21 protein-coding genes are annotated in these 21,103 nt (G+C 40.2%); 18 read left to right on the top strand and 3 right to left on the bottom strand.

From position 1 onward, the window contains the following. Positions 1-40: 40 nt before the first annotated feature. The 3 genes from pcsB to tsf all read left to right on the top strand — a co-directional run bounded on the left by pcsB (position 41) and on the right by tsf (position 3,374). The gene (pcsB, locus tag SORDD24_RS04175; protein WP_061407739.1) at positions 41-1,252 is read left to right on the top strand and encodes a peptidoglycan hydrolase PcsB; all 1,212 of its coding nucleotides are present in this window, start codon (positions 41-43) and stop codon (positions 1,250-1,252) included. Positions 1,253-1,474: 222 nt separating this feature from the next. After that, positions 1,475-2,254 carry a 30S ribosomal protein S2 gene (gene rpsB / locus SORDD24_RS04170; RefSeq protein WP_000268475.1) on the top strand — a complete coding sequence of 260 codons (780 nt, stop codon included), beginning with the start codon at positions 1,475-1,477 and terminating at the stop codon, positions 2,252-2,254. A gap of 79 nt (positions 2,255-2,333) precedes the next feature. Then, on the top strand, positions 2,334-3,374 hold the full coding sequence (tsf, locus tag SORDD24_RS04165; protein WP_061407738.1) for a translation elongation factor Ts: 1,041 nt from the start codon (positions 2,334-2,336) through the stop codon (positions 3,372-3,374). A gap of 88 nt (positions 3,375-3,462) precedes the next feature. Here tsf and cysK read toward each other — a convergent pair whose 3' ends face one another. From cysK to SORDD24_RS04150, 3 genes are all read right to left on the bottom strand, one after another. Then, a complete protein-coding gene (cysK, locus tag SORDD24_RS04160; RefSeq protein WP_061407735.1) occupies positions 3,463-4,389 on the bottom strand; it encodes a cysteine synthase A in 927 nt (308 codons plus the stop codon). A gap of 96 nt (positions 4,390-4,485) precedes the next feature. Continuing rightward, on the bottom strand, positions 4,486-4,929 hold the full coding sequence (locus SORDD24_RS04155) for a PH domain-containing protein (RefSeq protein ID WP_000863911.1): 444 nt from the start codon (positions 4,927-4,929) through the stop codon (positions 4,486-4,488). A 15-nt stretch (positions 4,930-4,944) separates the two neighbouring features. Continuing rightward, on the bottom strand, positions 4,945-5,580 hold the full coding sequence (locus tag SORDD24_RS04150) for a YigZ family protein (RefSeq protein ID WP_061407732.1): 636 nt from the start codon (positions 5,578-5,580) through the stop codon (positions 4,945-4,947). A 56-nt stretch (positions 5,581-5,636) separates the two neighbouring features. Here SORDD24_RS04150 and SORDD24_RS04145 point away from each other — a divergent pair, with 56 nt between their 5' ends. The 15 genes from SORDD24_RS04145 (at position 5,637) to rplI (ending at position 21,088) form a co-directional block, all read left to right on the top strand. Beyond that, entirely contained in the window at positions 5,637-6,935 is a 1,299-nt protein-coding gene (locus SORDD24_RS04145) for an ATP-dependent helicase ComFA (RefSeq protein ID WP_061407729.1), read from the top strand. Further along, positions 6,932-7,594 carry a ComF family protein gene (locus tag SORDD24_RS04140; RefSeq protein WP_061407726.1) on the top strand — a complete coding sequence of 221 codons (663 nt, stop codon included), beginning with the start codon at positions 6,932-6,934 and terminating at the stop codon, positions 7,592-7,594. The genes SORDD24_RS04145 and SORDD24_RS04140 overlap by 4 nt, the downstream gene beginning before the upstream one ends. 79 nt (positions 7,595-7,673) lie before the next feature. Beyond that, positions 7,674-8,222, top strand: coding sequence for a ribosome hibernation-promoting factor, HPF/YfiA family (gene hpf / locus SORDD24_RS04135; protein WP_000599111.1), 549 nt, complete (start codon positions 7,674-7,676; stop codon positions 8,220-8,222). Between the two features lie 245 nt (positions 8,223-8,467). Next, positions 8,468-9,676 carry an acyl-CoA dehydrogenase FadE gene (locus SORDD24_RS04130; protein WP_000201480.1) on the top strand — a complete coding sequence of 403 codons (1,209 nt, stop codon included), beginning with the start codon at positions 8,468-8,470 and terminating at the stop codon, positions 9,674-9,676. An 80-nt stretch (positions 9,677-9,756) separates the two neighbouring features. Then, entirely contained in the window at positions 9,757-10,605 is an 849-nt protein-coding gene (locus SORDD24_RS04125) for a 3-hydroxybutyryl-CoA dehydrogenase (protein ID WP_025168421.1), read from the top strand. A gap of 18 nt (positions 10,606-10,623) precedes the next feature. Then, complete coding sequence (locus SORDD24_RS04120; protein ID WP_061407723.1) at positions 10,624-11,802, top strand: acetyl-CoA C-acetyltransferase; 1,179 nt, start codon at positions 10,624-10,626, stop codon at positions 11,800-11,802. 321 nt (positions 11,803-12,123) lie between these two features. Further along, on the top strand, positions 12,124-12,903 hold the full coding sequence (locus SORDD24_RS04115; protein ID WP_061407720.1) for an enoyl-CoA hydratase-related protein: 780 nt from the start codon (positions 12,124-12,126) through the stop codon (positions 12,901-12,903). 15 nt (positions 12,904-12,918) lie between these two features. Beyond that, positions 12,919-13,641 (top strand): CoA transferase subunit A, encoded by a 723-nt coding sequence (locus tag SORDD24_RS04110; protein WP_061407717.1) that lies wholly within the window; start codon positions 12,919-12,921, stop codon positions 13,639-13,641. Between the two features lies 1 nt (position 13,642). Beyond that, positions 13,643-14,293, top strand: a complete 651-nt coding sequence (locus SORDD24_RS04105; RefSeq protein ID WP_000644729.1) for a 3-oxoacid CoA-transferase subunit B — start codon at positions 13,643-13,645, stop codon at positions 14,291-14,293. 194 nt (positions 14,294-14,487) lie between these two features. After that, on the top strand, positions 14,488-15,396 hold the full coding sequence (locus tag SORDD24_RS04100; protein WP_196757267.1) for a LysR family transcriptional regulator: 909 nt from the start codon (positions 14,488-14,490) through the stop codon (positions 15,394-15,396). Between the two features lie 15 nt (positions 15,397-15,411). After that, positions 15,412-16,524: an acyl-CoA dehydrogenase family protein gene (locus tag SORDD24_RS04095; RefSeq protein WP_061407714.1), complete on the top strand. Its 1,113-nt coding sequence runs from the start codon at positions 15,412-15,414 to the stop codon at positions 16,522-16,524. Between the two features lie 3 nt (positions 16,525-16,527). Beyond that, on the top strand, positions 16,528-17,445 hold the full coding sequence (locus tag SORDD24_RS04090; protein WP_061407711.1) for an MBL fold metallo-hydrolase: 918 nt from the start codon (positions 16,528-16,530) through the stop codon (positions 17,443-17,445). A 64-nt stretch (positions 17,446-17,509) separates the two neighbouring features. Beyond that, on the top strand, positions 17,510-18,490 hold the full coding sequence (locus SORDD24_RS04085; protein WP_255261433.1) for a nitronate monooxygenase: 981 nt from the start codon (positions 17,510-17,512) through the stop codon (positions 18,488-18,490). A 175-nt stretch (positions 18,491-18,665) separates the two neighbouring features. Next, positions 18,666-20,639, top strand: coding sequence for a DHH family phosphoesterase (locus tag SORDD24_RS04080; protein WP_061407708.1), 1,974 nt, complete (start codon positions 18,666-18,668; stop codon positions 20,637-20,639). Next, entirely contained in the window at positions 20,636-21,088 is a 453-nt protein-coding gene (gene rplI / locus SORDD24_RS04075; RefSeq protein ID WP_000864211.1) for a 50S ribosomal protein L9, read from the top strand. The genes SORDD24_RS04080 and rplI overlap by 4 nt, the downstream gene beginning before the upstream one ends. Positions 21,089-21,103: the final 15 nt, after the last annotated feature.

Below are 21,103 nucleotides of genomic sequence, written 5' to 3'. Positions count from 1 at the left end.
ATACTAGTAATGTCTTAAATAGAAGGAGTATCTACATAATATGAAGAAAAAAATCTTAGCGTCACTTTTGTTAAGTACAGTATTGGTTTCACAAACGGCGGTATTAACAACTGTTCATGCTGAAACAACTGATGAAAAAATTGCTGCTCAAGATAGTAAAATTAGTGACTTGTCAGCTAAACAAAAAGAAGCTCAAAAAGAAGTAGATGAAATCCAAACGCAAGTTACAGCTATTCAAACACAACAAGCAAGCTTGCAAGCTGAAAATGAAACTCTTCAAGCTGAGTCTAAGAAACTTGAAGGAGAAATTACAGAGCTTTCTAAGAACATTGTTGCTCGTAATGACTCATTGGAAAAACAAGCACGTAGCGCACAAACAAATGGTGCTGCAACTAGCTACATCAACACAATTGTAAACTCAAAATCAATTACTGAAGCTATTTCACGTGTTGCAGCTATGAGCGAGATTGTATCTGCTAACAACAAAATGTTGGAACAACAAAAGGCTGATAAAAAATCAATTGCTGAAAAACAAGTTGCGAATAACGAAGCTATCAATACCGTAATTGCCAACCAACAAACTCTTGCTGACGATGCACAAACATTGACAACAAAGCAAGCTGAGTTGAAAGTTGCTGAGTTGAATCTTGCTGCTGAGAAAGCAACTGCAGAAGGCGAAAAAGCTACTTTGCTAGAACAAAAAGCAACTGCAGAAGCAGAAGCGAAAGCAGCGGCTGAAGCAGAAGCAGCTTACAAAGCTCGTCAAGCAAGCCAACAACAATCAGTAGTTGCTTCAGGAAATACAAGCTTCTCTGCTCAAGTACAAGCGACATCAACATCAACATCTGATGATGAAGATTCAAGCTACACTCCAGCACCTGCTCCAACTCCTGCTAGACAACGTCCAACATATAGCTCAAATGCATCTAGTTACCCAACTGGTGAATGTACTTGGGGAGCTAAGACATTGGCACCTTGGGCTGGAGACTACTGGGGTAACGGAGCTCAGTGGGCAACAAGTGCAGCTGCAGCAGGATTCCGTACAGGATCAACACCACAAGTTGGTGCGATTGCATGTTGGAATGATGGTGGTTATGGACACGTAGCGGTTGTTACAGCAGTTTCATCATCATCTCGTATCCAAGTATCAGAATCAAACTACGGTGGAGATCGTACAATCGGAAACAAACGTGGATGGTTCAACCCAACTACAACTTCTGAAGGTTACGTAACATACATCTATCCAAACTAATGAACCAAATAAAGAGGCTCGATTTGAGTCTCTTTTCTTTTTTTAGTTTTTAGTTAGACCAAAAACTAGCAAAAACACTTGAAAATATTGATAAAATGTGGTAGAATGAAACTTGTCGTGTAAACGATAATATTCATTCTTGATGAATTGTGAAACTGTTGCCCTCGGGTCGTTTTGCAAGTTGAAGTCGAGGAGAGGAAAAAACGAAAAGGAGAAATACTCATGGCAGTAATTTCAATGAAACAACTTCTTGAGGCTGGTGTACACTTTGGTCACCAAACTCGTCGCTGGAACCCTAAGATGGCTAAGTACATCTTCACTGAGCGTAACGGAATCCACGTTATCGACTTGCAACAAACTGTAAAATACGCTGACCAAGCATACGACTTTATGCGTGATGCGGCAGCTAACGATGCAGTTGTATTGTTTGTTGGTACTAAAAAACAAGCTGCTGACGCTGTTAAAGAAGAAGCAGAACGTTCAGGTCAATACTACATCAACCACCGTTGGTTGGGTGGAACTCTTACTAACTGGGGAACTATCCAAAAACGTATTGCTCGTTTGAAAGAAATCAAACGTATGGAAGAAGAAGGAATCTTCGACGTTCTTCCTAAGAAAGAAGTTGCCCTTCTTAACAAACAACGTGCACGTCTTGAAAAATTCTTGGGTGGTATCGAAGACATGCCTCGTATCCCAGATGTAATGTACGTAGTTGACCCACATAAAGAGCAAATCGCTGTTAAAGAAGCTAAAAAACTAGGTATCCCAGTTGTAGCCATGGTTGACACAAACACTGATCCAGACGATATCGATGTAATCATCCCAGCTAACGATGACGCTATCCGCGCAGTTAAATTGATCACAGCTAAATTGGCTGACGCTATCATCGAAGGACGTCAAGGTGAAGATGCAGCAGCAGTTGAAGCAGAATTTGCAGCTTCAGAAGCTCAAGCAGATTCAATCGAAGAAATCGTTGAAGTTGTAGAAGGCGACAACGCTTAATTCATATAAATAGTAATTACCTAGGAGGGCGGGGCCTAGCCCAGCTCTCCTATTTTTTAAAAAATATAGGAGAATCAAAATGGCAGAAATTACAGCTAAACTTGTAAAAGAGTTGCGTGAAAAATCTGGTGCCGGTGTTATGGACGCTAAAAAAGCGCTTGTAGAAACAGACGGTGATATCGAAAGAGCGATTGAATTGCTTCGTGAAAAAGGTATGGCGAAAGCAGCTAAGAAAGCTGACCGCGTTGCTGCAGAAGGTTTGACTGGTGTTTATGTTAACGGTAACGTTGCAGCAGTAGTTGAAGTAAACGCTGAAACTGACTTCGTTGCGAAAAACGCTCAATTCGTTGACTTGGTAAATGCTACAGCTAAAGTAATTGCTGAAGGAAAACCAGCTAACAATGAAGAAGCTCTTGCTTTGACAATGCCTTCAGGTGAAACTCTTGAAGCAGCGTATGTGTCTGCAACAGCAACTATCGGAGAAAAAATCTCATTCCGTCGTTTTGCTTTGCTTGAAAAAACAGATGCACAACACTTTGGAGCTTACCAACACAACGGTGGCCGTATCGGTGTTATCTCTGTTATTGAAGGTGGAGACGAAGCGCTTGCTAAACAAATCTCAATGCACATTGCTGCGATGAAACCAACAGTTCTTTCTTACAAAGAATTGGATGAGCAATTCGTTAAAGATGAGTTGGCACAATTGAACCACGTCATCGACCAAGATAACGAAAGCCGTGCAATGGTTGGTAAACCAGCTCTTCCACACTTGAAGTATGGATCAAAAGCGCAATTGACTGATGAAGTGATTGCTCAAGCTGAAGCTGATATCAAAGCTGAGTTGGCTGCAGAAGGCAAACCAGAAAAAATCTGGGACAAAATCATCCCAGGTAAAATGGATCGCTTCATGCTTGACAACACTAAGGTTGACCAAGCATACACACTTCTTGCACAAGTCTACATCATGGACGACAGCAAGACAGTTGAAGCATACCTTGAATCAGTTAACGCTTCAGTAGTTGAGTTCGCTCGCTTTGAAGTTGGTGAAGGTATTGAGAAAGCTGCAAATGACTTCGAAGCAGAAGTTGCAGCTACAATGGCAGCAGCCTTAAATAACTAATAATGAAAAGGAAGCAATTTGCTTCCTTTTTTTATTTTAGAGTGAGTAAACAAAAAGCCCTTTAAAAGGGCTAAGTGCATTTAGGAGACTACACTTCAAATTCATAGAGTGCTGTAGACAGATAACGTTCGCCGTTATCTGGTGCTAAAGCAAGGACTTTCTTACCTGCACCTAATTTCTTAGCAACTTCAATTGCTCCGTAGATCGCTGCAGCAGAAGAAATCCCAACAAGGAAGCCTTCTTTTCCGCCGATCTCACGGCCAAGTGCAAGAGCATCATCTGATGTTACACGGACGATACCGTCATAGGCTTCTGTATCAAGTGTTTCAGGAATAAATCCAGCTGAGATACCTTGAATTTTGTGAGGTCCTGGTTTTTCGCCAGACAGAATAGCAGATTCATCAGCTTCAACTGCAAAAACTTGAATATTAGAATTCGCTGCTTTAAGTGCATGAGAAACACCTGAAATCGTTCCACCAGTACCAACACCACCCACAAAGGCATCTAGTCCATCAGAACCGAAAGCAGCTAGTATTTCAGCTCCTGTTGTTCTTTCGTGTACTTCAGGATTAGCTGGATTGTTAAATTGTAGAGGAAGGAAACCATCGCGCTCAGCTGCGATTTCTTGGGCTTTGGCAATCGCACCTTTCATACCTTCGCTACCAGGAGTGAGGACAAGTTCAGCACCATAGGCTTGGATAATCTTACGTCGTTCCACACTCATCGTTTCAGGCATGACGATAACAACTTTATATCCTTTAGCAGCACCTACCCATGAAAGACCGATACCAGTGTTTCCACTCGTTGCTTCAACAATAGTAGCACCCGGTTTTAGAATACCATCTTGTTCCGCTTTTTCAATCATGCTAAGGGCAATACGATCTTTGACTGAAGATCCTGGGTTAAAGGCCTCTAGTTTAACATAGACGTCTGCAGCACCCTCTGGAACAATGTTGTTAAGTTTAACAATTGGTGTTTGTCCGATTAGTTCAGTAATATTATTGTAGATAGTCATAGATATACCTCTTTGTATAAGATGATTCTAGTATAGCGTGCTCTAGGCTATTTGTAAAATATAGAAATCCTATCAAAGCGATAGGATTTTTTTATATCAAAGGTCTAAGCCATTAATTTTCAAGCGATTGTGATAAGCAAGTTCTAGTAAATAGGTGTAAAGGGGAAGAATATCCGTTTTCTTAGGAAATTCAAATTTGTGGTAACTAAAATGCTCATTATGTGCTTTTAGAAAGACATTCTCTAAATAAGTGATCGTAATCTCACTATCGTCTATACCTGCTCCTGCAGTTTCCATTTCAACGTTGACAATGTTCATCAAAAAGAGTGACTTAACAGACATCTTGCGACCAGTAGCGCCTTGCTTATCTGTAAAAATGATACGAATATTTGTAAAGATGATTGCGTCACGAATGAGCTTATATCCACTTTGAATTTCTTCATTCTCTAGTAGGTATTGACCATATTCTTTGATAAGAACTTCTTTGTTTTGCTCACTGAAGTTACCAGCAAGTCCTTGAATAAATTTCCCAAATGCCATGTATTTCTCCTTTATTTACACTAAGTTTACAGGAACTTCAACTTCTCGTAAACCTTGATCTGTTAAAGTAACCTTTCCATTAAAAAACTCTACAAGAGCAGACTTAATATTTTCTTTCTCTTCCTTATCAACATAAATTATGGTATCGATTTGATCTGTAAAGTTTGTCTCGATTTCCGTGAGTTTATGTTCTCTAAGAAAATTGCTATATTCTTGATACTGAGCGTAAGACATCTGAATGGCTATGCCAGCTTGCTCTTTGATTTCAATAATGCCTATTTCTTTGACAGCCAAGGCTACACTTCCTGCGTAAGCGCGAATCAAACCGCCAGCGCCTAACTTAATTCCACCAAAGTAACGAGTAACTACTACACAGACATTGGTAAGATTATGATTTTCTAAGACGCCAAGCATAGGGACTCCAGCAGTACCACTAGGCTCACCATCATCATTCGTACGCTTGATTTCACTGCGTTCCCCTACAATAAAAGCAGAGCAGTTATGGGTGGCTTTGTAGTGTTCTTTTTTGATGGCAGTGATAAAGTCACGAGCTTCTTCTTCACTATAGACACGCTTGGCGTGACAGATAAAGCGGGATTTTTTGATTTCTTCTTGGACTTGCCCGTCCTCTTTAATTGTTCTAAATTCCATGATTTAATTGTACTAAAAAATTACCTAAAGCGCTATATTTTTACGAATAAAGAAGTATGAAAGTAAATCCAAACTATCTCGGTCGCTTGTTTACTGAGAAAGAATTAACGAAAGAAGAACGTCAGATGGCTGAGAAACTGCCGGCAATGAGAAAAGAGAAAGGGAAACTGTTTTGTCAACGTTGTAATAGTAGTATTCTAGAAGAATGGCATTTACCTGTAGGTGCTTACTATTGTAGGGAGTGTTTATTGATGAAGAGGGTCAGGAGTGATCAAGCTTTATACTATTTTCCGCAGGAGGATTTTCCTAAGCAAGACGTCCTCAAATGGCGTGGTCAGTTAACACCTTTTCAAGAAAAAGTGTCAGAGGGACTGCTCCAAGCAGTCGAAAAGAAAGAACCGATTTTAGTTCATGCTGTAACAGGTGCTGGTAAGACAGAGATGATTTATCAAGTTGTGGCTAAAGTGATTAATGAAGGTGGTGCAGTTTGTTTAGCCAGCCCTCGAATTGATGTGTGTTTGGAGCTGTATAAACGACTGCAGAATGACTTTGCTTGTGAGATAGCACTACTTCATGGTGAGTCAGAACCCTATTTTCGAACACCACTAGTTGTTGCAACGACTCATCAGCTGTTAAAATTTTATCATGCTTTTGATTTGCTGATAGTGGATGAAGTAGATGCCTTTCCTTATGTTGACAACTCTGTTCTTTACTATGCTGTAAACCAATGTGTAAAGGAGGAGGGGTTAAGGATATTTCTTACAGCGACTTCTACAGATGAGTTAGATAAGAAGGTTAGCACTGAGGAATTAAAACGATTGAGCTTGCCAAGACGATTTCATGGAAATCCATTGATTATTCCAAAGCCAGTTTGGTTATCAGATTTTAATCGCTATATAGAAAAGAGTCAGTTGTCTCCAAAGTTAAAGTCCTACATTAAGAAGCAGAGAAGAACAAGTTATCCGTTGTTAATCTTTGCATCTGAGATTAAGAAAGGCGAGAAACTAAAAGAACTCTTGCAGGAACAGTTTCCAAATGAAAACATCGGCTTTGTGTCCTCTATCACAGAAAATCGATTAGAGCAGGTACAAGCTTTTCGAGATGGAGAGTTGACAATCCTTATTAGTACGACAATTTTGGAGCGTGGGGTCACCTTCCCTTGTGTGGATGTTTTCGTTGTAGAAGCTAATCATCGTCTCTTTACCAAGTCTAGTTTGATTCAGATTGGAGGGCGAGTTGGGCGCAGTATGGATAGACCGACTGGTGAATTGCTCTTCTTTCATGATGGATTAAATGTTGCCATCAAAAAAGCAATCAAGGAAATTAAGCAGATGAACAAGGAGGCAGGTTTATGAACTGTTTATTATGTGGACAGACAATAAAGAGTGACTTCACATTTAGTCACCTCTTGCTGTTTAAGAATAAGAACAACTATCTTTGTTCAGATTGTGAGTCTACTTTTGAGAAAATTGGTGAGGACTATTGCCCGAACTGTATGAAAGCAGGTCTGTCAACCATGTGTCAAGATTGTAAATTTTGGTGTAAAGAAGAGATTCGAGTCGATCATAATGCAATCTTCACCTATAATCAAGCTATGAAAGACTTATTTAGTCGATATAAGTTTGATGGGGATTTTCTACTTAGAAAGGTTTTTGCTCCTGTTTTAGCTAATGAATTGAAAAAGTATGGAGACTATCAATTTGTTGTCATTCCCCTAAGTCCTGAAAGATTGCTTGAGAGGGGATTTAACCAGGTTGAAGGTTTAGTTGAGGCAGCAGGTTTTTCTTTTCAAGATTTACTAGGGAAAAGAGAAGAGACGGCTAGTTCTTCTAAGAATCGCTCGGAACGATTAGCTACCGAAATTCCATTTTTTATAAAAACTGAAGCCCCTATTCCTAAGAAAATTTTGCTTATTGATGACATCTATACAACAGGTGCGACTGTCAATCGTGTGAAGCGTCTTTTTGAAGAAGCAGGAGCTTTGGATGTTAAAACTTTTTCCCTTGTAAGATGAGGGAAAAAGTTGCAAAATGAAAATGAAAGCGCTATAATATAGTTAGAAAAACAAAAATGTTTAGAAAGAAGGTACTTATATGATTAAATATAGTATCCGTGGTGAAAACCTAGAAGTAACAGAAGCGATTCGTGATTATGTAGTTTCTAAACTCGAAAAGATCGAAAAGTATTTTCAACCTGAGCAAGAGTTGGATGCACGTGTGAATTTGAAAGTTTATCGTGAAAAAACAGCAAAAGTTGAAGTAACGATTCCACTTGGATCTATTACTCTCCGTGCAGAAGATATTTCTCAAGATATGTATGGCTCTATCGATCTTGTAACTGATAAAATTGAACGTCAGATTCGTAAAAATAAAACAAAAATCGAACGTAAAAATAAAAATAAAGTTGCGACAAGCCAACTCTTTACAGATGCCCTAGTTGAAGATGCAAATGTTGTGCAACCAAAAGTAGTTCGTTCAAAACAAATTGATTTAAAACCAATGGATTTAGAAGAAGCGCTTCTTCAAATGGATTTGTTGGGACATGATTTCTTTATCTATGTAGACGTAGAAGATCAAACAACAAATGTTTTGTATCGTCGTGAAGATGGTGAAGTTGGTTTGCTCGAAGTAAAAGAATCATAAAATTGAAATAACTAATAAGAGTGGTTTACTGATTTGTAAACCACTTTTTCTTGTGCCTAAGTAAGTAGAAAAACGAGGAAATCCTTGATTAAACAGTCAGAATCGGACCCTATAATCTGAACTTATAGGGGTGTTTATATTTATTAAGTAGACAAAATAATACCCTAAGGGATAGAATGGGGTTGTCAACAAATAGCGAATACAAAAATGTAAGCGCTCTTATAACAAATAAAGGAGTCATGACTATGGCAACAAAAGAAGAAATTTTACGCGAACTATATCCTGAGGACCTTTTTCACTATGCGGATGGTCTAACTTTGGGAGAAGCAGAGGTTTTACAAGAAACTCGCCGTTTGATTGAGAAACATCTCCGTCCGGTTATTAATGAATACTGGGAAAAACCTGATTTTCCTTTTGAAGAATTCTATGCTGTGGCTAAGGGCGCTCAAATTATGAACAATCCAAAATTGTTTGAGGGACGTGAAGGTAGCTGGAAACCATCTGAACTTTATATTGCTTTCTTGTATCTTGAACTTGCTCGCTTCGATGCTTCTATGGCAACATTCTATACCGTTCATGGCGGACTTTGCTACAACACAATTCTCTTGGGTGGTGATGAGCGTCAACAAAAAGAATTTCTTCCAAAATTAGCTGCATTTGATTGGCAAGGTTGCTTCGCTTTGACTGAACCTCTTTCAGGTTCTGATATTGCTGGAGGACTTGCAACTACTGCAGAACGTGTTGGAGACAAGTGGATTCTAAATGGTGAAAAACGCTGGATTGGTGGTTCGGATACTGCGGATGTCGTTCCTGTATTTGCTCGTGATGTTGCGGATGGCAAGGTGAAATGCTTTATCGTTCGTAAAGGAGCTCCTGGATATCATGCAGAACCAATCCCACATAAGATTGCTCTTCGTTGTGTCCGCAATGGCCATATTACTATGAAGAATGTAGAGGTTCCAGATTCAGATCGTTTGGTAAATATCAATGGTTTTGGTGATGTAGCCCGTATCTTGACCTTCACTCGTGCGGACGTTGCTCACATTGCTATGGGAGTGACTTGTGGATCTTATGTAGCAGCTCTTAAATATGCTAAAGATCGTGAACAGTTCAAACGTCCAATTGCCAAATTCCAAATTGTTCAAGAAAAATTGGCTCGTATGCAAGCAAATGCTGTAGCAGTTATTGCTTATTCAACTCGTATTGCTGAAATGCAAGAGAAAGGTAATGAATTGATGCTTAACTCTGCTCTTGCTAAGATGCACAATTCCTTGGTGATGCGCGAAACAGTTGCCCTTGCTCGTGAAACTTGCGGAGGTAATGGTATTACACTTGAGACAGATGTTGCTCGTTTCTTTGCAGATGCTGAATCAATCTATACCTATGAAGGTTCACACGAAGTGAATGCCTTGATTGTTGGTCGTGAGATTACTGGACTAGGTGCCTTTGTTTAATGTCAGAAGGGCGATTGAAGGATTTTTGTTCAATCGTCCTTGCTTCATGCACTGGATTTTTGTAAAATAAGAAGGAGAAAATAATGATATCTAAGGTGATGATTATTGGTTCTGGTCAAATGGGAAGCGGAATTGCTCAAGTATTTGCTCAGGCTGGTTTTACAGTTTACTTAAACGATATTAAAGAAGAATTTGTTCAAAGAGGCTTGAATAATATCACAAAACAATTGGAACGTTCAGTTGAAAAAGGACGGATGTCTGCGGATGAGAAGGATCAGGTATTGGCCAATTTGCTTCCATCTGTTTCATATGAAGATGCGAAACAAGTCCAATTGGTGATTGAAGCTGCAACTGAGAATCGTGAGATTAAGTTGAATATTTTCAAACAATTGGATGAATTGACAGATCCTAAAACTATCTTAGCATCAAACACATCCTCTTTGTCAATCACGGATATAGCTGCTGCTACTAAACATCAGGAGCGCGTGATTGGAATGCACTTCTTTAATCCTGCCCCAATCATGAAACTTGTAGAGGTTATTAAGGCCTTGCAGACTTCAGAAGAAGTGGTTCAGGCGGTTCGTGAACTGACAGTGAAAATTGGTAAAACACCAGTTGATGTTAAAGATTCTTATGGTTTTGTTGTGAACAGAATTTTGATTCCTATGATCAATGAAGCCATTTACATTCTAGGTGAAGGAGTGGCTAGTGCCGGGGAAATCGATGAAGCGATGAAACTTGGTGCAAATCATCCTATTGGACCTTTGGCTCTTGCAGACTTGATTGGATTGGATGTTTGTTTGGCTATTATGGGCGTCCTAAACCAAGGGTTTGGTGATCAAAAATACCGTCCTGCCCCTCTTCTTAAGAAAATGGTCGAAGCAGGAAAATTGGGACGGAAGACAAAAGAAGGCTTCTTTACTTACTAGACACTGATGGAGGTAGTCATGAAAGACGTAGTTATTGTTTCGGCAGTGCGAACACCTTTAGGTTCCTTTGGCGGGAGCTTGAAGAATGTTTCTGCTGTTGATTTGGGATCTTTGGTAATTAAGAGTGCTTTGGAAAAAGCGAATATTAAACCAGAGCAGGTAGATGAAGTGATTATGGGGAATGTCCTGGGAGCAGGTTTAGGCCAAAACGTGGCTCGCCAAATGAGTATTCATGCTGGGCTTCCTGAATATACACCAGCCTTTACCATTAATAAGGTTTGTGGTTCCGGTTTGAAGGCAGTGCAGTTAGCTGCTCAAGCGATTCAGTGCGGAGATGCAGATATTGTTGTGGCTGGTGGTGCAGAAAACATGAGCCAGGCTCCATATGTTTTGCCAAGCTTCCGTTGGGGTGGCCGTATGGGAGATTCGAAAGTGGTAGATACCATGATTAAGGATGGTTTGTCTGATGCCTTTAACGAATACCATATGGGGATTACAGCTGAGAATGTGGCAGAAGAATATGGTATTAGCCGGGCTGATCAAGATGCGCTTGCTTTGGAATCACAAAAACGAGCAGTGGCAGCTATAGAATCTGGACGCTTTAAGGAAGAGATTGTTCCGGTGGTCATTCCTCAACGTAAAGGCGATCCTATCGTCTTTGATACAGATGAATTTCCTAGAAAAGATGCTAGCTTGGAGAGTCTGTCTAAGCTGCGTCCTGTTTTCAAAAAAGACGGTTCTGTTACGGCGGGAAATGCCTCAGGTATCAATGACGGGGCGGCGGCTGTCTTGGTCATGAGTGCTGAAAAAGCTGAAGAATTAGGACTTCCAGTCATTGCGCGCATTCGTTCGTATGCAAGTGCAGGTTTGGATCCTAAGATTATGGGATGTGGACCGATTTATGCGACCCGTAAAGCTCTTGAAAAAGGTAATTTGACAGTTGATGATCTTGACTTGATCGAGTCAAATGAAGCCTTTGCTGCTCAGGCTTGTGCGGTCGGAAAAACACTTGGCTTTAACACAGATATTGTCAATGTCAATGGTGGCGCGATTGCTCTTGGTCACCCAATTGGGGCTTCAGGTTGCCGTATCCTAGTGACTCTGGTACATGAGATGATGAAACGTGATGCTAAAACTGGTTTAGCTACTCTCTGTATCGGAGGAGGGATGGGAACAGCCCTCATCGTTGAACGTTAGTTATTAGAAAACTGAATGTCATTTCCTCTTTTTCAATATTACGATTACAAAATGAGATTTTGATCCGATCTCATCGTTACATACCTTATCAAGTGTCTTTCTCTAAAAGGGCTTGATAAGGTATTTTTATTTTTTTCTAAGACTTTAAGGATGGATTGGACGACCATATCCTATAAGCTGGACTTATAGGTCTATAAATAAAGATTAAGTAGACGGATGGGAAAAAAAGGTTTATGATGAAAATGTAAGCTCTTACATTTTGTGTTGGTATTTGTTGACGCTGTACTCTGTACTCAAAATAAATCAAGTAGGAGCAGAACAATGAGTAAAACTGTTTTATTAGAGGTTAAGAATGGTCTTGGCTATCTAACAATTAACCGTCCATCGGCTTTGAACGCTTTAAGTTCAGAAGTCTTAAAGGATTTGAATCTCGCTTTAGACCAAATTGAAGCAAGCGAGGACATTCGTGTTGTCATTGTGACCGGTCAAGGAGAGAAAGCATTTGTCGCGGGAGCAGACATTAAAGAGATGGACCAAATGTCTCCAATTCAGGCTCATGAATACATGACCTATGCGAACGACACCTTTACCCGCTTATCTGAATTGACTCAGCCAACTATTTCAGTATTGAATGGTTATGCTTTGGGAGGCGGTTTAGAATTAGCTCTTTCAACTGATATCCGAATCGGCTATGACAAGACAATGGTTGGCTTCCCTGAAGTCGGCTTGGGAATCATTCCTGGTTTTGCAGGTACTCAAAGAATGTCTCGTTTGATTGGTACTAGTAAAACAAAGGAATTAATCTTCACTGCTAGAATGGTTAAAGGACAAGAAGCATATAATCTTGGAATTCTTAACAAGTTGGTAGCAGCAGAAGAACTATTGCCTGCGGCAGAAGAGCTAGCAGCGGCGATTATGAAAAATGCACCGCTAGCAGTTGAAAAAGCTAAACATATTATCCAAGTTGGCTCAGAACTCCCTCTGAAAAATGCTATTCGTTTGGAAACAGAAGCGGAAGCTCTACTCTTCTCAACAGAAGATAAGGTAGAAGGAATGCGCGCTTTTGTTGAAAAACGCAAAGCTGTCTTTCAACGTAAATAAGAGAGGAGATAGGTTATGAAAGTTGTAACATTGTCTGAAGCTATTTCCTTGATTCATTCAGGAGATAAAGTTGGTATTTCTGGATTTCTCGGAGTAGGAGAACCACTTGAGTTAATTGAGGAACTGGTTCGTCAAAACCAGCAAGATTTGACCTTGGTGTCTGTTGTAACCTCTCAACCCGGTAAGGAAGTTGGAGTTGGTCGTCTTTGTGAAAACCATCAGGTTACAAAATACATTGCAGCCCATGTAGGGACATCTGCTGCTGCTCAGCATGATTATTTCTCAGGAGCCATGAAAGTGGAGTTCACTCCAATGGGAACTGTCGTAGAACGCTTGCATGCTGCGGGTGCGGGTCTTGGAGCAGTCTTAACGCCAACAGGTGTAGGAACAATTCTTGAAAATGAGCACGAAAAAGTGACTCGAAATGGAAAAGAATATTTGATTTATGATCCATTGAAAATCGATGTTGCCTTGATTAAAGCTACTAAGGCGGATAAGTATGGCAACCTTTATCTAGATGGGACTACTAAAAACATCTCTCTTCAACTCGCTCTAGCGGCTGACACAGTCATTGTTGAGACAAACGAGTTGGTTGAAGCCGGAGAAATTGATCCAAATGATATTTACATCCCTGGTATCCTAGTTGACTATGTCGTTCAAGGATTGACACCAGAAGAACATCATCAGATGATGGGAGACTTGTGGACAGAGACAAACAAACTGGCGGGGGTGAAATAAGATGAAAGCAAAAGAAATTATCGCAAGACGTGTAGCGCTTGAATTTAAAGATGGAGATGTGGTCAATCTTGGATTTGGGATTCCAAACGCCTCTGCTGATTATATCCCTGAAGGTGTAAATGTTATTTTGCAGGCAGAAAATGGCGCCCTTCGATTTGGAGAAACACCAACCAAGGACAACTATAATGCCAATTTAGCGAACTCAGGTGGAGCTCCTATCACATTGTTGCCCGGAGCAGCCTTGTTTGATCTACAAACTTCCTTTGCCATTATTCGTGGTGGACACGTGGATGCAACCGTTCTGGGAGCACTAGAAGTCAGCCAAGATGGTAGTATTGCGAACTGGATTATCCCAGGGAAATTTGCTCCTGGTATGGGTGGTGCAATGGACTTATTGGTAGGTGCTAAACGTGTAATTGCAGCGATCCAACATACTACAGGTGGTGAATCTAAACTCTTGAAAGAGTGCACATTACCTCTATCAGCTAAAGGAGTATTGGATCTTGTCATCACAGAATTAGCTGTTTTTGGATTCAAAGATGGTAAATTCCTGTTGAAAGAGCTGGCTCCTGGTGTGACGTTAGAAGAAGTTCTTGAAAAAACAGCTGGGGAAGTCATTGTCTCAGAAGACCTAAAAACAATGCCGATTTAAGCAAAAAAAGAGCTATTTTCTACTTAGTGTGTTATGATATAAACTAGATAATATTGTAAGCGCTTTACATACAACGTTAAAATGAAGTATTCGAAATGTTATTTCGATAAAAAGTCAGTAGACAACTATCAAACACTAGAATAGTTGTCTAATTGACCTACTAAAATAGTGAAGGAAAGCTAGGTGATGGGTAAGTGGATATTATCCAAATGAACTATTTCATCAATATCATAGAATGCGGATGCAACCTTTCCATTGCTGCAAAGAAGATTCACATTAGTCAATCAGCCTTGAGTCAATTCGTGACAAATTTTGAAGCAGCTGAAGGGGTTCAATTATTCAATCGCAAGAATGGAAGATTAGAAAGTTTAACAGAGGCGGGACGCAAAATTTATCGTTATGCGACCGAGATTGTGAATCGACATGAAGAAATGCTTTCCATGATCCATATAGAAGCTCAAAAGCAAAAAGGCACCATTAATCTTGGTATTCCGTCCTTGATTTTACGAGTTTATTTTGCTAGTGCTTTGCCTCATTTTTTGAAAAATAATCCTCATATCCATATCCAGGTTACGGAAGGTGGAGGGAAGGAAATTCGTCAAAAAATGGTTGATGGAGATTTGAATCTCTCTATTCTGATAGAGCCTACGAGCCTGGATGCTAAAAAATATGAACAACATATCATTCAATTGGATGAATACGTTGCTTATATGGATAAGGATCATCCGCTGGCTCAGAAAAGCTTGTTGGAATGGTCTGATATTGCTGGTTATGAATTGGCAACCTTCAACAAAACATTTACGACTTATGATTTAGTGACAGAAAAACTTCGTTCACAACGAATTGAGGCTAAATTTGCTTATCTTTCCTCTACTTGGGACTTCCTAGTTGAATCAACTCATCAGACAGATTTGATTGCCCTTTTGCCAAGGCCGGTTGAATATTTTGTGGATAAGAGTCGTTTTAAGGCGATTAGATTCAAGGATCCGATTCCATTTAATATCTGGTTTTGTAGACCCTATAAAAACTCCTACAATGAAGTAGAGTCTTATGTGTATGAAGAATTGTTGAAAGATTATTACCAACCGTTTTCTGACAACTAAGATGAGGTGAATGCGATGACCTATAATGACGTGCTGGCGCGAGAATTGAAGGCAGACGTGAAAGTGTTGATTCGGGACTATTTCAAGTCTCGTGAGGATGAACAACAGTTCCCTAGAGAATTGCTTTATCAGTTTATTGAGCAATTTGATATCTTTTCCTTGCTTTTAGATAGTCAAGATTCTGTTTTGAGAACCGAGTTTTTGACCTTTATTCGCTTGATTTCAAAAGATTTTCCTGCTTTTTCTGCTGTTCTACTAACTCAGGCATGTTATGGTATCTATCCTATTTTACGATATGGGAGTCAGGAACAAAAATCGCGTTATGTAGAACCATTAGTAAGGGGAGAAATCTTAGCTGGATTGGGATTTTCCGAAGGAAAATTGATGGAAAGCTTGGAGGTTATTGCAACAACCGCAAGGAAAACAGAGGCGGGTTGGTCTTTAACTGGGAAGAAGTCAATTGTATCAAATTGCCGCTATACAGATATTTTGTTAATCTTAGCCAAGGTTGAGGAAACTAACGGAGAAGATGGATATGGATTTTTCATTGTTGATACGACTCGACCGGGGGTTTCTTTTGGAGATGATATAGCAAAACCTGGTTTACAGGGTTTACCTGTGAATTCGGTAACTTTTGACCAGGTCAAATTGCCAGAAGATAGTCTGCTTGGATTGACCTTAAATGGGGAATCCCAGTTAAATGATATTATCAAAAAATTACAGCTAGGATTAAGCGCAATCTCTATTGGTATCTCTGAGGGAGCTTTTGAAAAAGGTCTGGCTTTTGTAAAGGTCAAAAGAGGATTTGGGAAACGATTAATCGATGCGACAGTCTATCAGAATCAATTTGCAGACTTGTATACTAAGCTGTGTGCGGCTGAATCTTACTTTGCTTCCTACAAGGACAGGATGAAGGCGGATTCTCTCTTCGTATCTCAGATAAAACTTTATACGACAAAAGTAGCAATTGAGATTTCTGAGGAAATTATTAGATTAATTGGACCTCTTCAAACTCTGGATGACATCCCCATAGACCGTTATCTAAAGGATGCCAAAACGATTGAAATCTATGGAAAATCTGGGGATTCGATTCGTAAAAGAATAGCAGCCCAATGGATAAAGGAGTAAAGCATGGCAGAACTCACCTTACAGGAATATCAATTTCATGATATGAAACTGACATGGCTACGTGGAGCCGATAAATTGACGGATGCAGGGACTCTTTTTGGTCCGGTTCCGAAAGTTGTGTGGTCTCGTTACTACCCAACAAATGATGCTAATATGATGGCGGAATTGACGGATCCTATTTTGATCCAGTACAAGGGTAAAAATTACTTGATAGATGCAAGTTTTGATACAGCAAAATTATCCGATAAACAAAGGTGCAACTTAGGAATCTTGTCTGAAAGTCGGGTAGAAGAAAGTTTAGCTCTTTTAGAACTATCGCCTGAAGACATTGACGTCGTTCTGATGACACATATGCACCATGATCATTCTGGTGGCTTGACGTATGTGAATGATCAAGGGAAGCTGGTTTCCAAGTATCCAAACGCCAAGATTATTGTGAATGATGTCGAATGGTATGAGATGAGAAACCCTAATAATCGAACGCGGGGAACTTATTTAAGAGAAAATTGGGAACCGATTCAAGATCAGGTGACGACTTTCTCAGAGTATATCAATGTCATTCCAGAAATCCAAATGATTCACACAAGTGGTCACAGCAATGGCCACAGTATTATCTTGCTCAAACAGGGGAAAGATACGATGATCCATATGGGGGACTTGATGTTATCACATGTTCATCGAAATCCTCTCTGGGTTCCAGCAGTTGATGATTATCCTATGAAATCAATTTTAGCCAAAGAGAAGTGGTTGCGTCAGGCTTTTGAGAATCATTATAAGTTTTTCTTTTACCATGATCAATTTTTCGCGGTGGTAGAGTTTGACAAGGATGGGAAGGAATTTGTAGATTATGTTCTACGTTCTCGCCCCCCACTTATTCCTTTTACAGATCAGCAGGATCGTAAGCCAGATTTTTTAGGATAGCAGAATATGAGGAGACAAATGTAACATTTTCTTGTTGACGGGGATATTGGTGCACTATGCATCCATTTGCCAACAAGAATCAACAGAAAATAAAAGGAGGACTCATATGTCAATTACAAAACTTTTACAGATTCAATATCCAATTTTCCAAGGGGCTATGGCTCAAATCTCGCACTATCAACTAGCAGCAGCTGTTTCTGAGGCTGGAGGTCTGGGAATTATCGCTTCGGGTGGTATGACCGGAGAACAGTTGCGAGAAGAAATTCGTGAACTGAGAAAGTTGACAGATAAGCCTTTTGGTGTCAACATCATGTTGATGATGAAAAATATCAAGGATATTGTGACTGTTATCATCGAAGAAAAGGTTCCAGTGGTAACTACAGGTGCAGGAACTCCTAAGCATATCATGCCTTACTTGAAAGAAGCAGGAATCAAGGTTATTCCAGTTATTGCCAGTGTCAAGCATGCTCAAAAGATGCAAGAATTGGGAGTTGATGCTGTAATCGCTGAAGGTTCAGAAGCTGGTGGCCATATTGGAGAGACCAATACAATGGCTCTTATCCCACAAATCGTTGATGCGGTAACGATTCCAGTCATTGCTGCAGGAGGTGTGGCAGATGGTCGTGGACTTGCTGCTGCGATTGCCCTAGGTGCACAAGGTGTTCAAATGGGAACAGTTTTTCTTGCTTCAGAAGAATGTCCAATTTCTCCAGCCTATAAAGAAGCTATTTTGGCGGCAAGTGATACAGCGACTGCAGTTACAGGTCGCATCGCGGGAGCGCCAGTTCGTTGTATTCGCAATGAGATGACGGATCATTACATTGAATTAGAGCAGAAAGGTACAAATCGAGAGGAACTGGAAGAAATTACGATCGGTTCCCTATCTAAGGCTGTCTATGAAGGTGATACAGTTCATGGTTCAATGATGAGCGGACAAATTGCGGGTTTGGTGAAAGACATCAAACCATGTAAGGCTATTTTAGAATCAATTGTGAAACAGGCGCAAGAGCGCCTACAAGACATTCGACTAGAATTAGGTGAATAATGTAATCTAGGCGGAAGATTCTGCACTGATGTGGAAAAAGGAGAGCGAGGCATTTGCTCTCCTTTTTTATGTATGGTTTCTTTAAGAGCATCTTGCTATAATAAAAGCAGTGCTTTCTCTTTAAAGGTCGCTTTTTAAGGGCATTTGTGATATAATAATGCGCAAGAGGTTTAGAATGAAAAAAAATAATTTAACTCCGAATTCTGCGATTCTACTAGGGCTTGCAACTTTCGGAATCTTAACAATGCTGATTATTTTTTCACAAAATAATGTTGTAACAATCAGTGTCTTGTTTTTATTTGTACTTCTTTATCTGCTTTTATTTATCTGGCAAAAAAAACAGTATGAAAAGAGCGAAATTGAACAAATCCAATACGTAAATCATCAAGCTGAAGATAGCTTAAACACGCTGCTCGAACAAATGCCGGTTGGTGTTCTGAAGTTAGATTTATCCAGTGGCGAAGTGGAGTGGTTGAATCCTTATGCTGAGTTGATTTTGACTACTGAAGAAGGCGAAATTGATGTCGAATTGATTCAAACCATCATCAAAGCTTCGGTGGGGAACCCTGGTTCTTACGCCACCTTGGGGGAAACACGCTATGCCGTTCATATGGACAAGGCTTCGGGTGTCCTGTATTTCTTTGACGTTTCAGGGGAATACGAAGCAACTGTCGAGTTGGTAACGAGTCGACCAGTGATTGGAGTCATCTCGGTCGATAACTACGATGATTTAGAAGATGCGACTTCTGACTCGGATATCAGTCATATCAATAGTTTTGTGGCCAACTTTGTATCGGAGTTTACGGAGAAGTATGCCATGTTTTCTCGGCGCGTGGGGATGGATCGATTTTATCTATTTACTGATTATACCGTGCTTGAGGAATTGATGAATGATAAGTTCTCTGTCATTGATGTTTTCCGCGAAGAGTCGAAACAGAGACAATTGCCCTTGACTTTAAGTATGGGATTTTCTTATGGTGATGGAAATCATGATGAGATAGGAAAAGTTGCTCTTCTAAACTTGAACCTAGCCGAGGTTCGTGGTGGTGATCAGGTGGTTGTCAAGGAAAATGATGAAACCAAGAACCCAATCTATTTTGGTGGTGGTTCCGCAGCCTCTGTTAAGAGAACAAGAACACGTACCAGAGCCATGATGACAGCTATTTCAGATAAAATTCGAAGTGTAGATCAAGTCTTTGTAGTCGGTCACAAGAATCTAGATATGGATGCTTTGGGCTCAGCGGTTGGTATGCAGTTGTTTGCGAGCAATATTACAGAAGACAGTTACGCAGTCTACGATGCAGATCAAATGTCGCCAGATATCGAGCGGGCTATCAACTTCTTGGAAAAAGAAGGTGTCACCAAGCTCTTGCCTCTGTCTGATGCGATGAGGCTAGTTACAAAGCGCTCTTTGTTGATTCTAGTAGATCATTCGAAGACAGCTTTGACCTTGTCCAAAGGTTTTTATGATTTATTCACGCAAACCATTGTCATTGACCATCATCGACGTGATCAGGATTTCCCAGAGAATGCTGTCATCACCTATATCGAAAGTGGAGCAAGTAGTGCGAGTGAGTTGGTCACAGAATTGATTCAGTTCCAAAATTCTAAGAAAAATCGTTTAAGTCGTATGCAGGCCAGTGTTTTGATGGCTGGTATGATGCTGGATACCAAAAACTTTACGTCTCGAGTAACGAGTCGAACTTTTGATGTGGCTAGCTACCTTCGAACACGTGGAAGCGACAGCATCGCGATTCAGGAGATTGCTGCGACAGATTTTGAAGAATACCGTGAGGTAAATGAACTCATTTTACAAGGTCATAAGCTAGGTTCAGATATCTTGATTGCCCAAGCTAAGGACTCAACCGCTTATGACACAGTTGTTATCAGTAAGGCTGCCGATGCTATGTTAGCTATGTCTGGTATTGAAGCCAGCTTCGTTCTAGCAAAAAATACACAAGGATTTATCTCAATCTCGGCTCGAAGTCGCAGTAAAATCAATGTGCAACGCATTATGGAAGAGTTGGGTGGCGGTGGTCACTTTAATCTAGCTGCTGCGCAAATCGAGAATATGAGTCTGTCAGAAGCAGGAGAAAAATTGACTCAACTTGTCTTGGATGAACAAAAGGAAAAGGAGAAAGAAGAATGAAAGTAATCTTTTTAGCAGATGTCAAAGGAAAAGGGAAAAAAGGCGAAATCAAGGAAGTGCCAACTGGCTACGCTCAAAACTTCCTGATTAAAAAGAATTTGGCCAAGGAAGCGACTGCTCAAGCAGTGGGTGAGTTGCGGGGAAAACAAAAATCTGAAGAAAAAGCTCATGCAGAGATGATTGCTGAAGCAAAAGCCATCAAGGCTAAGCTTGAAGCAGAAGAAACAGTTGTAGAGTTTGTTGAAAAGGTTGGACCAGATGGCCGTACATTTGGTTCCATCACTAACAAGAAAATTGCAGAAGAATTGCAAAAGCAATTTGGTATCAAGATTGACAAACGCAATATTCAAGTGCAAGCACCAATTCGAGCAGTAGGTTTGATTGATGTACCAGTGAAGATCTATCAAGATGTTACAAGTGTCATCAATCTTCGTGTAAAAGAAGGTTAAGTTTACAACTTCTTG

Origin of the sequence: Streptococcus oralis (assembly GCF_001579175.1) — a bacterium.
GTDB classification, from domain to species: Bacteria; Bacillota; Bacilli; order Lactobacillales; family Streptococcaceae; genus Streptococcus; species Streptococcus oralis_O.
Note: the sequence above shows the minus strand (reverse complement) of the source record. Positions and strands in the feature narration are given on the sequence as shown.

Excerpts from the sequence above, each read along its gene's own strand:
- pcsB (WP_061407739.1), top strand. The coding sequence starts at position 41 with ATGAAGAAAAAAATCTTAGCGTCACTTTTGTTAAGTACAGTATTGGTT.
- rpsB (WP_000268475.1), top strand. The coding sequence starts at position 1,475 with ATGGCAGTAATTTCAATGAAACAACTTCTTGAGGCTGGTGTACACTTT.
- tsf (WP_061407738.1), top strand. The coding sequence starts at position 2,334 with ATGGCAGAAATTACAGCTAAACTTGTAAAAGAGTTGCGTGAAAAATCT.
- cysK (WP_061407735.1), bottom strand. The coding sequence starts at position 4,389 with ATGACTATCTACAATAATATTACTGAACTAATCGGACAAACACCAATT.
- SORDD24_RS04155 (WP_000863911.1), bottom strand. The coding sequence starts at position 4,929 with ATGGCATTTGGGAAATTTATTCAAGGACTTGCTGGTAACTTCAGTGAG.
- SORDD24_RS04150 (WP_061407732.1), bottom strand. The coding sequence starts at position 5,580 with ATGGAATTTAGAACAATTAAAGAGGACGGGCAAGTCCAAGAAGAAATC.
- SORDD24_RS04145 (WP_061407729.1), top strand. The coding sequence starts at position 5,637 with ATGAAAGTAAATCCAAACTATCTCGGTCGCTTGTTTACTGAGAAAGAA.
- SORDD24_RS04140 (WP_061407726.1), top strand. The coding sequence starts at position 6,932 with ATGAACTGTTTATTATGTGGACAGACAATAAAGAGTGACTTCACATTT.
- hpf (WP_000599111.1), top strand. The coding sequence starts at position 7,674 with ATGATTAAATATAGTATCCGTGGTGAAAACCTAGAAGTAACAGAAGCG.
- SORDD24_RS04130 (WP_000201480.1), top strand. The coding sequence starts at position 8,468 with ATGGCAACAAAAGAAGAAATTTTACGCGAACTATATCCTGAGGACCTT.
- SORDD24_RS04120 (WP_061407723.1), top strand. The coding sequence starts at position 10,624 with ATGAAAGACGTAGTTATTGTTTCGGCAGTGCGAACACCTTTAGGTTCC.
- SORDD24_RS04115 (WP_061407720.1), top strand. The coding sequence starts at position 12,124 with ATGAGTAAAACTGTTTTATTAGAGGTTAAGAATGGTCTTGGCTATCTA.
- SORDD24_RS04110 (WP_061407717.1), top strand. The coding sequence starts at position 12,919 with ATGAAAGTTGTAACATTGTCTGAAGCTATTTCCTTGATTCATTCAGGA.
- SORDD24_RS04105 (WP_000644729.1), top strand. The coding sequence starts at position 13,643 with ATGAAAGCAAAAGAAATTATCGCAAGACGTGTAGCGCTTGAATTTAAA.
- SORDD24_RS04095 (WP_061407714.1), top strand. The coding sequence starts at position 15,412 with ATGACCTATAATGACGTGCTGGCGCGAGAATTGAAGGCAGACGTGAAA.
- SORDD24_RS04090 (WP_061407711.1), top strand. The coding sequence starts at position 16,528 with ATGGCAGAACTCACCTTACAGGAATATCAATTTCATGATATGAAACTG.
- SORDD24_RS04080 (WP_061407708.1), top strand. The coding sequence starts at position 18,666 with ATGAAAAAAAATAATTTAACTCCGAATTCTGCGATTCTACTAGGGCTT.
- rplI (WP_000864211.1), top strand. The coding sequence starts at position 20,636 with ATGAAAGTAATCTTTTTAGCAGATGTCAAAGGAAAAGGGAAAAAAGGC.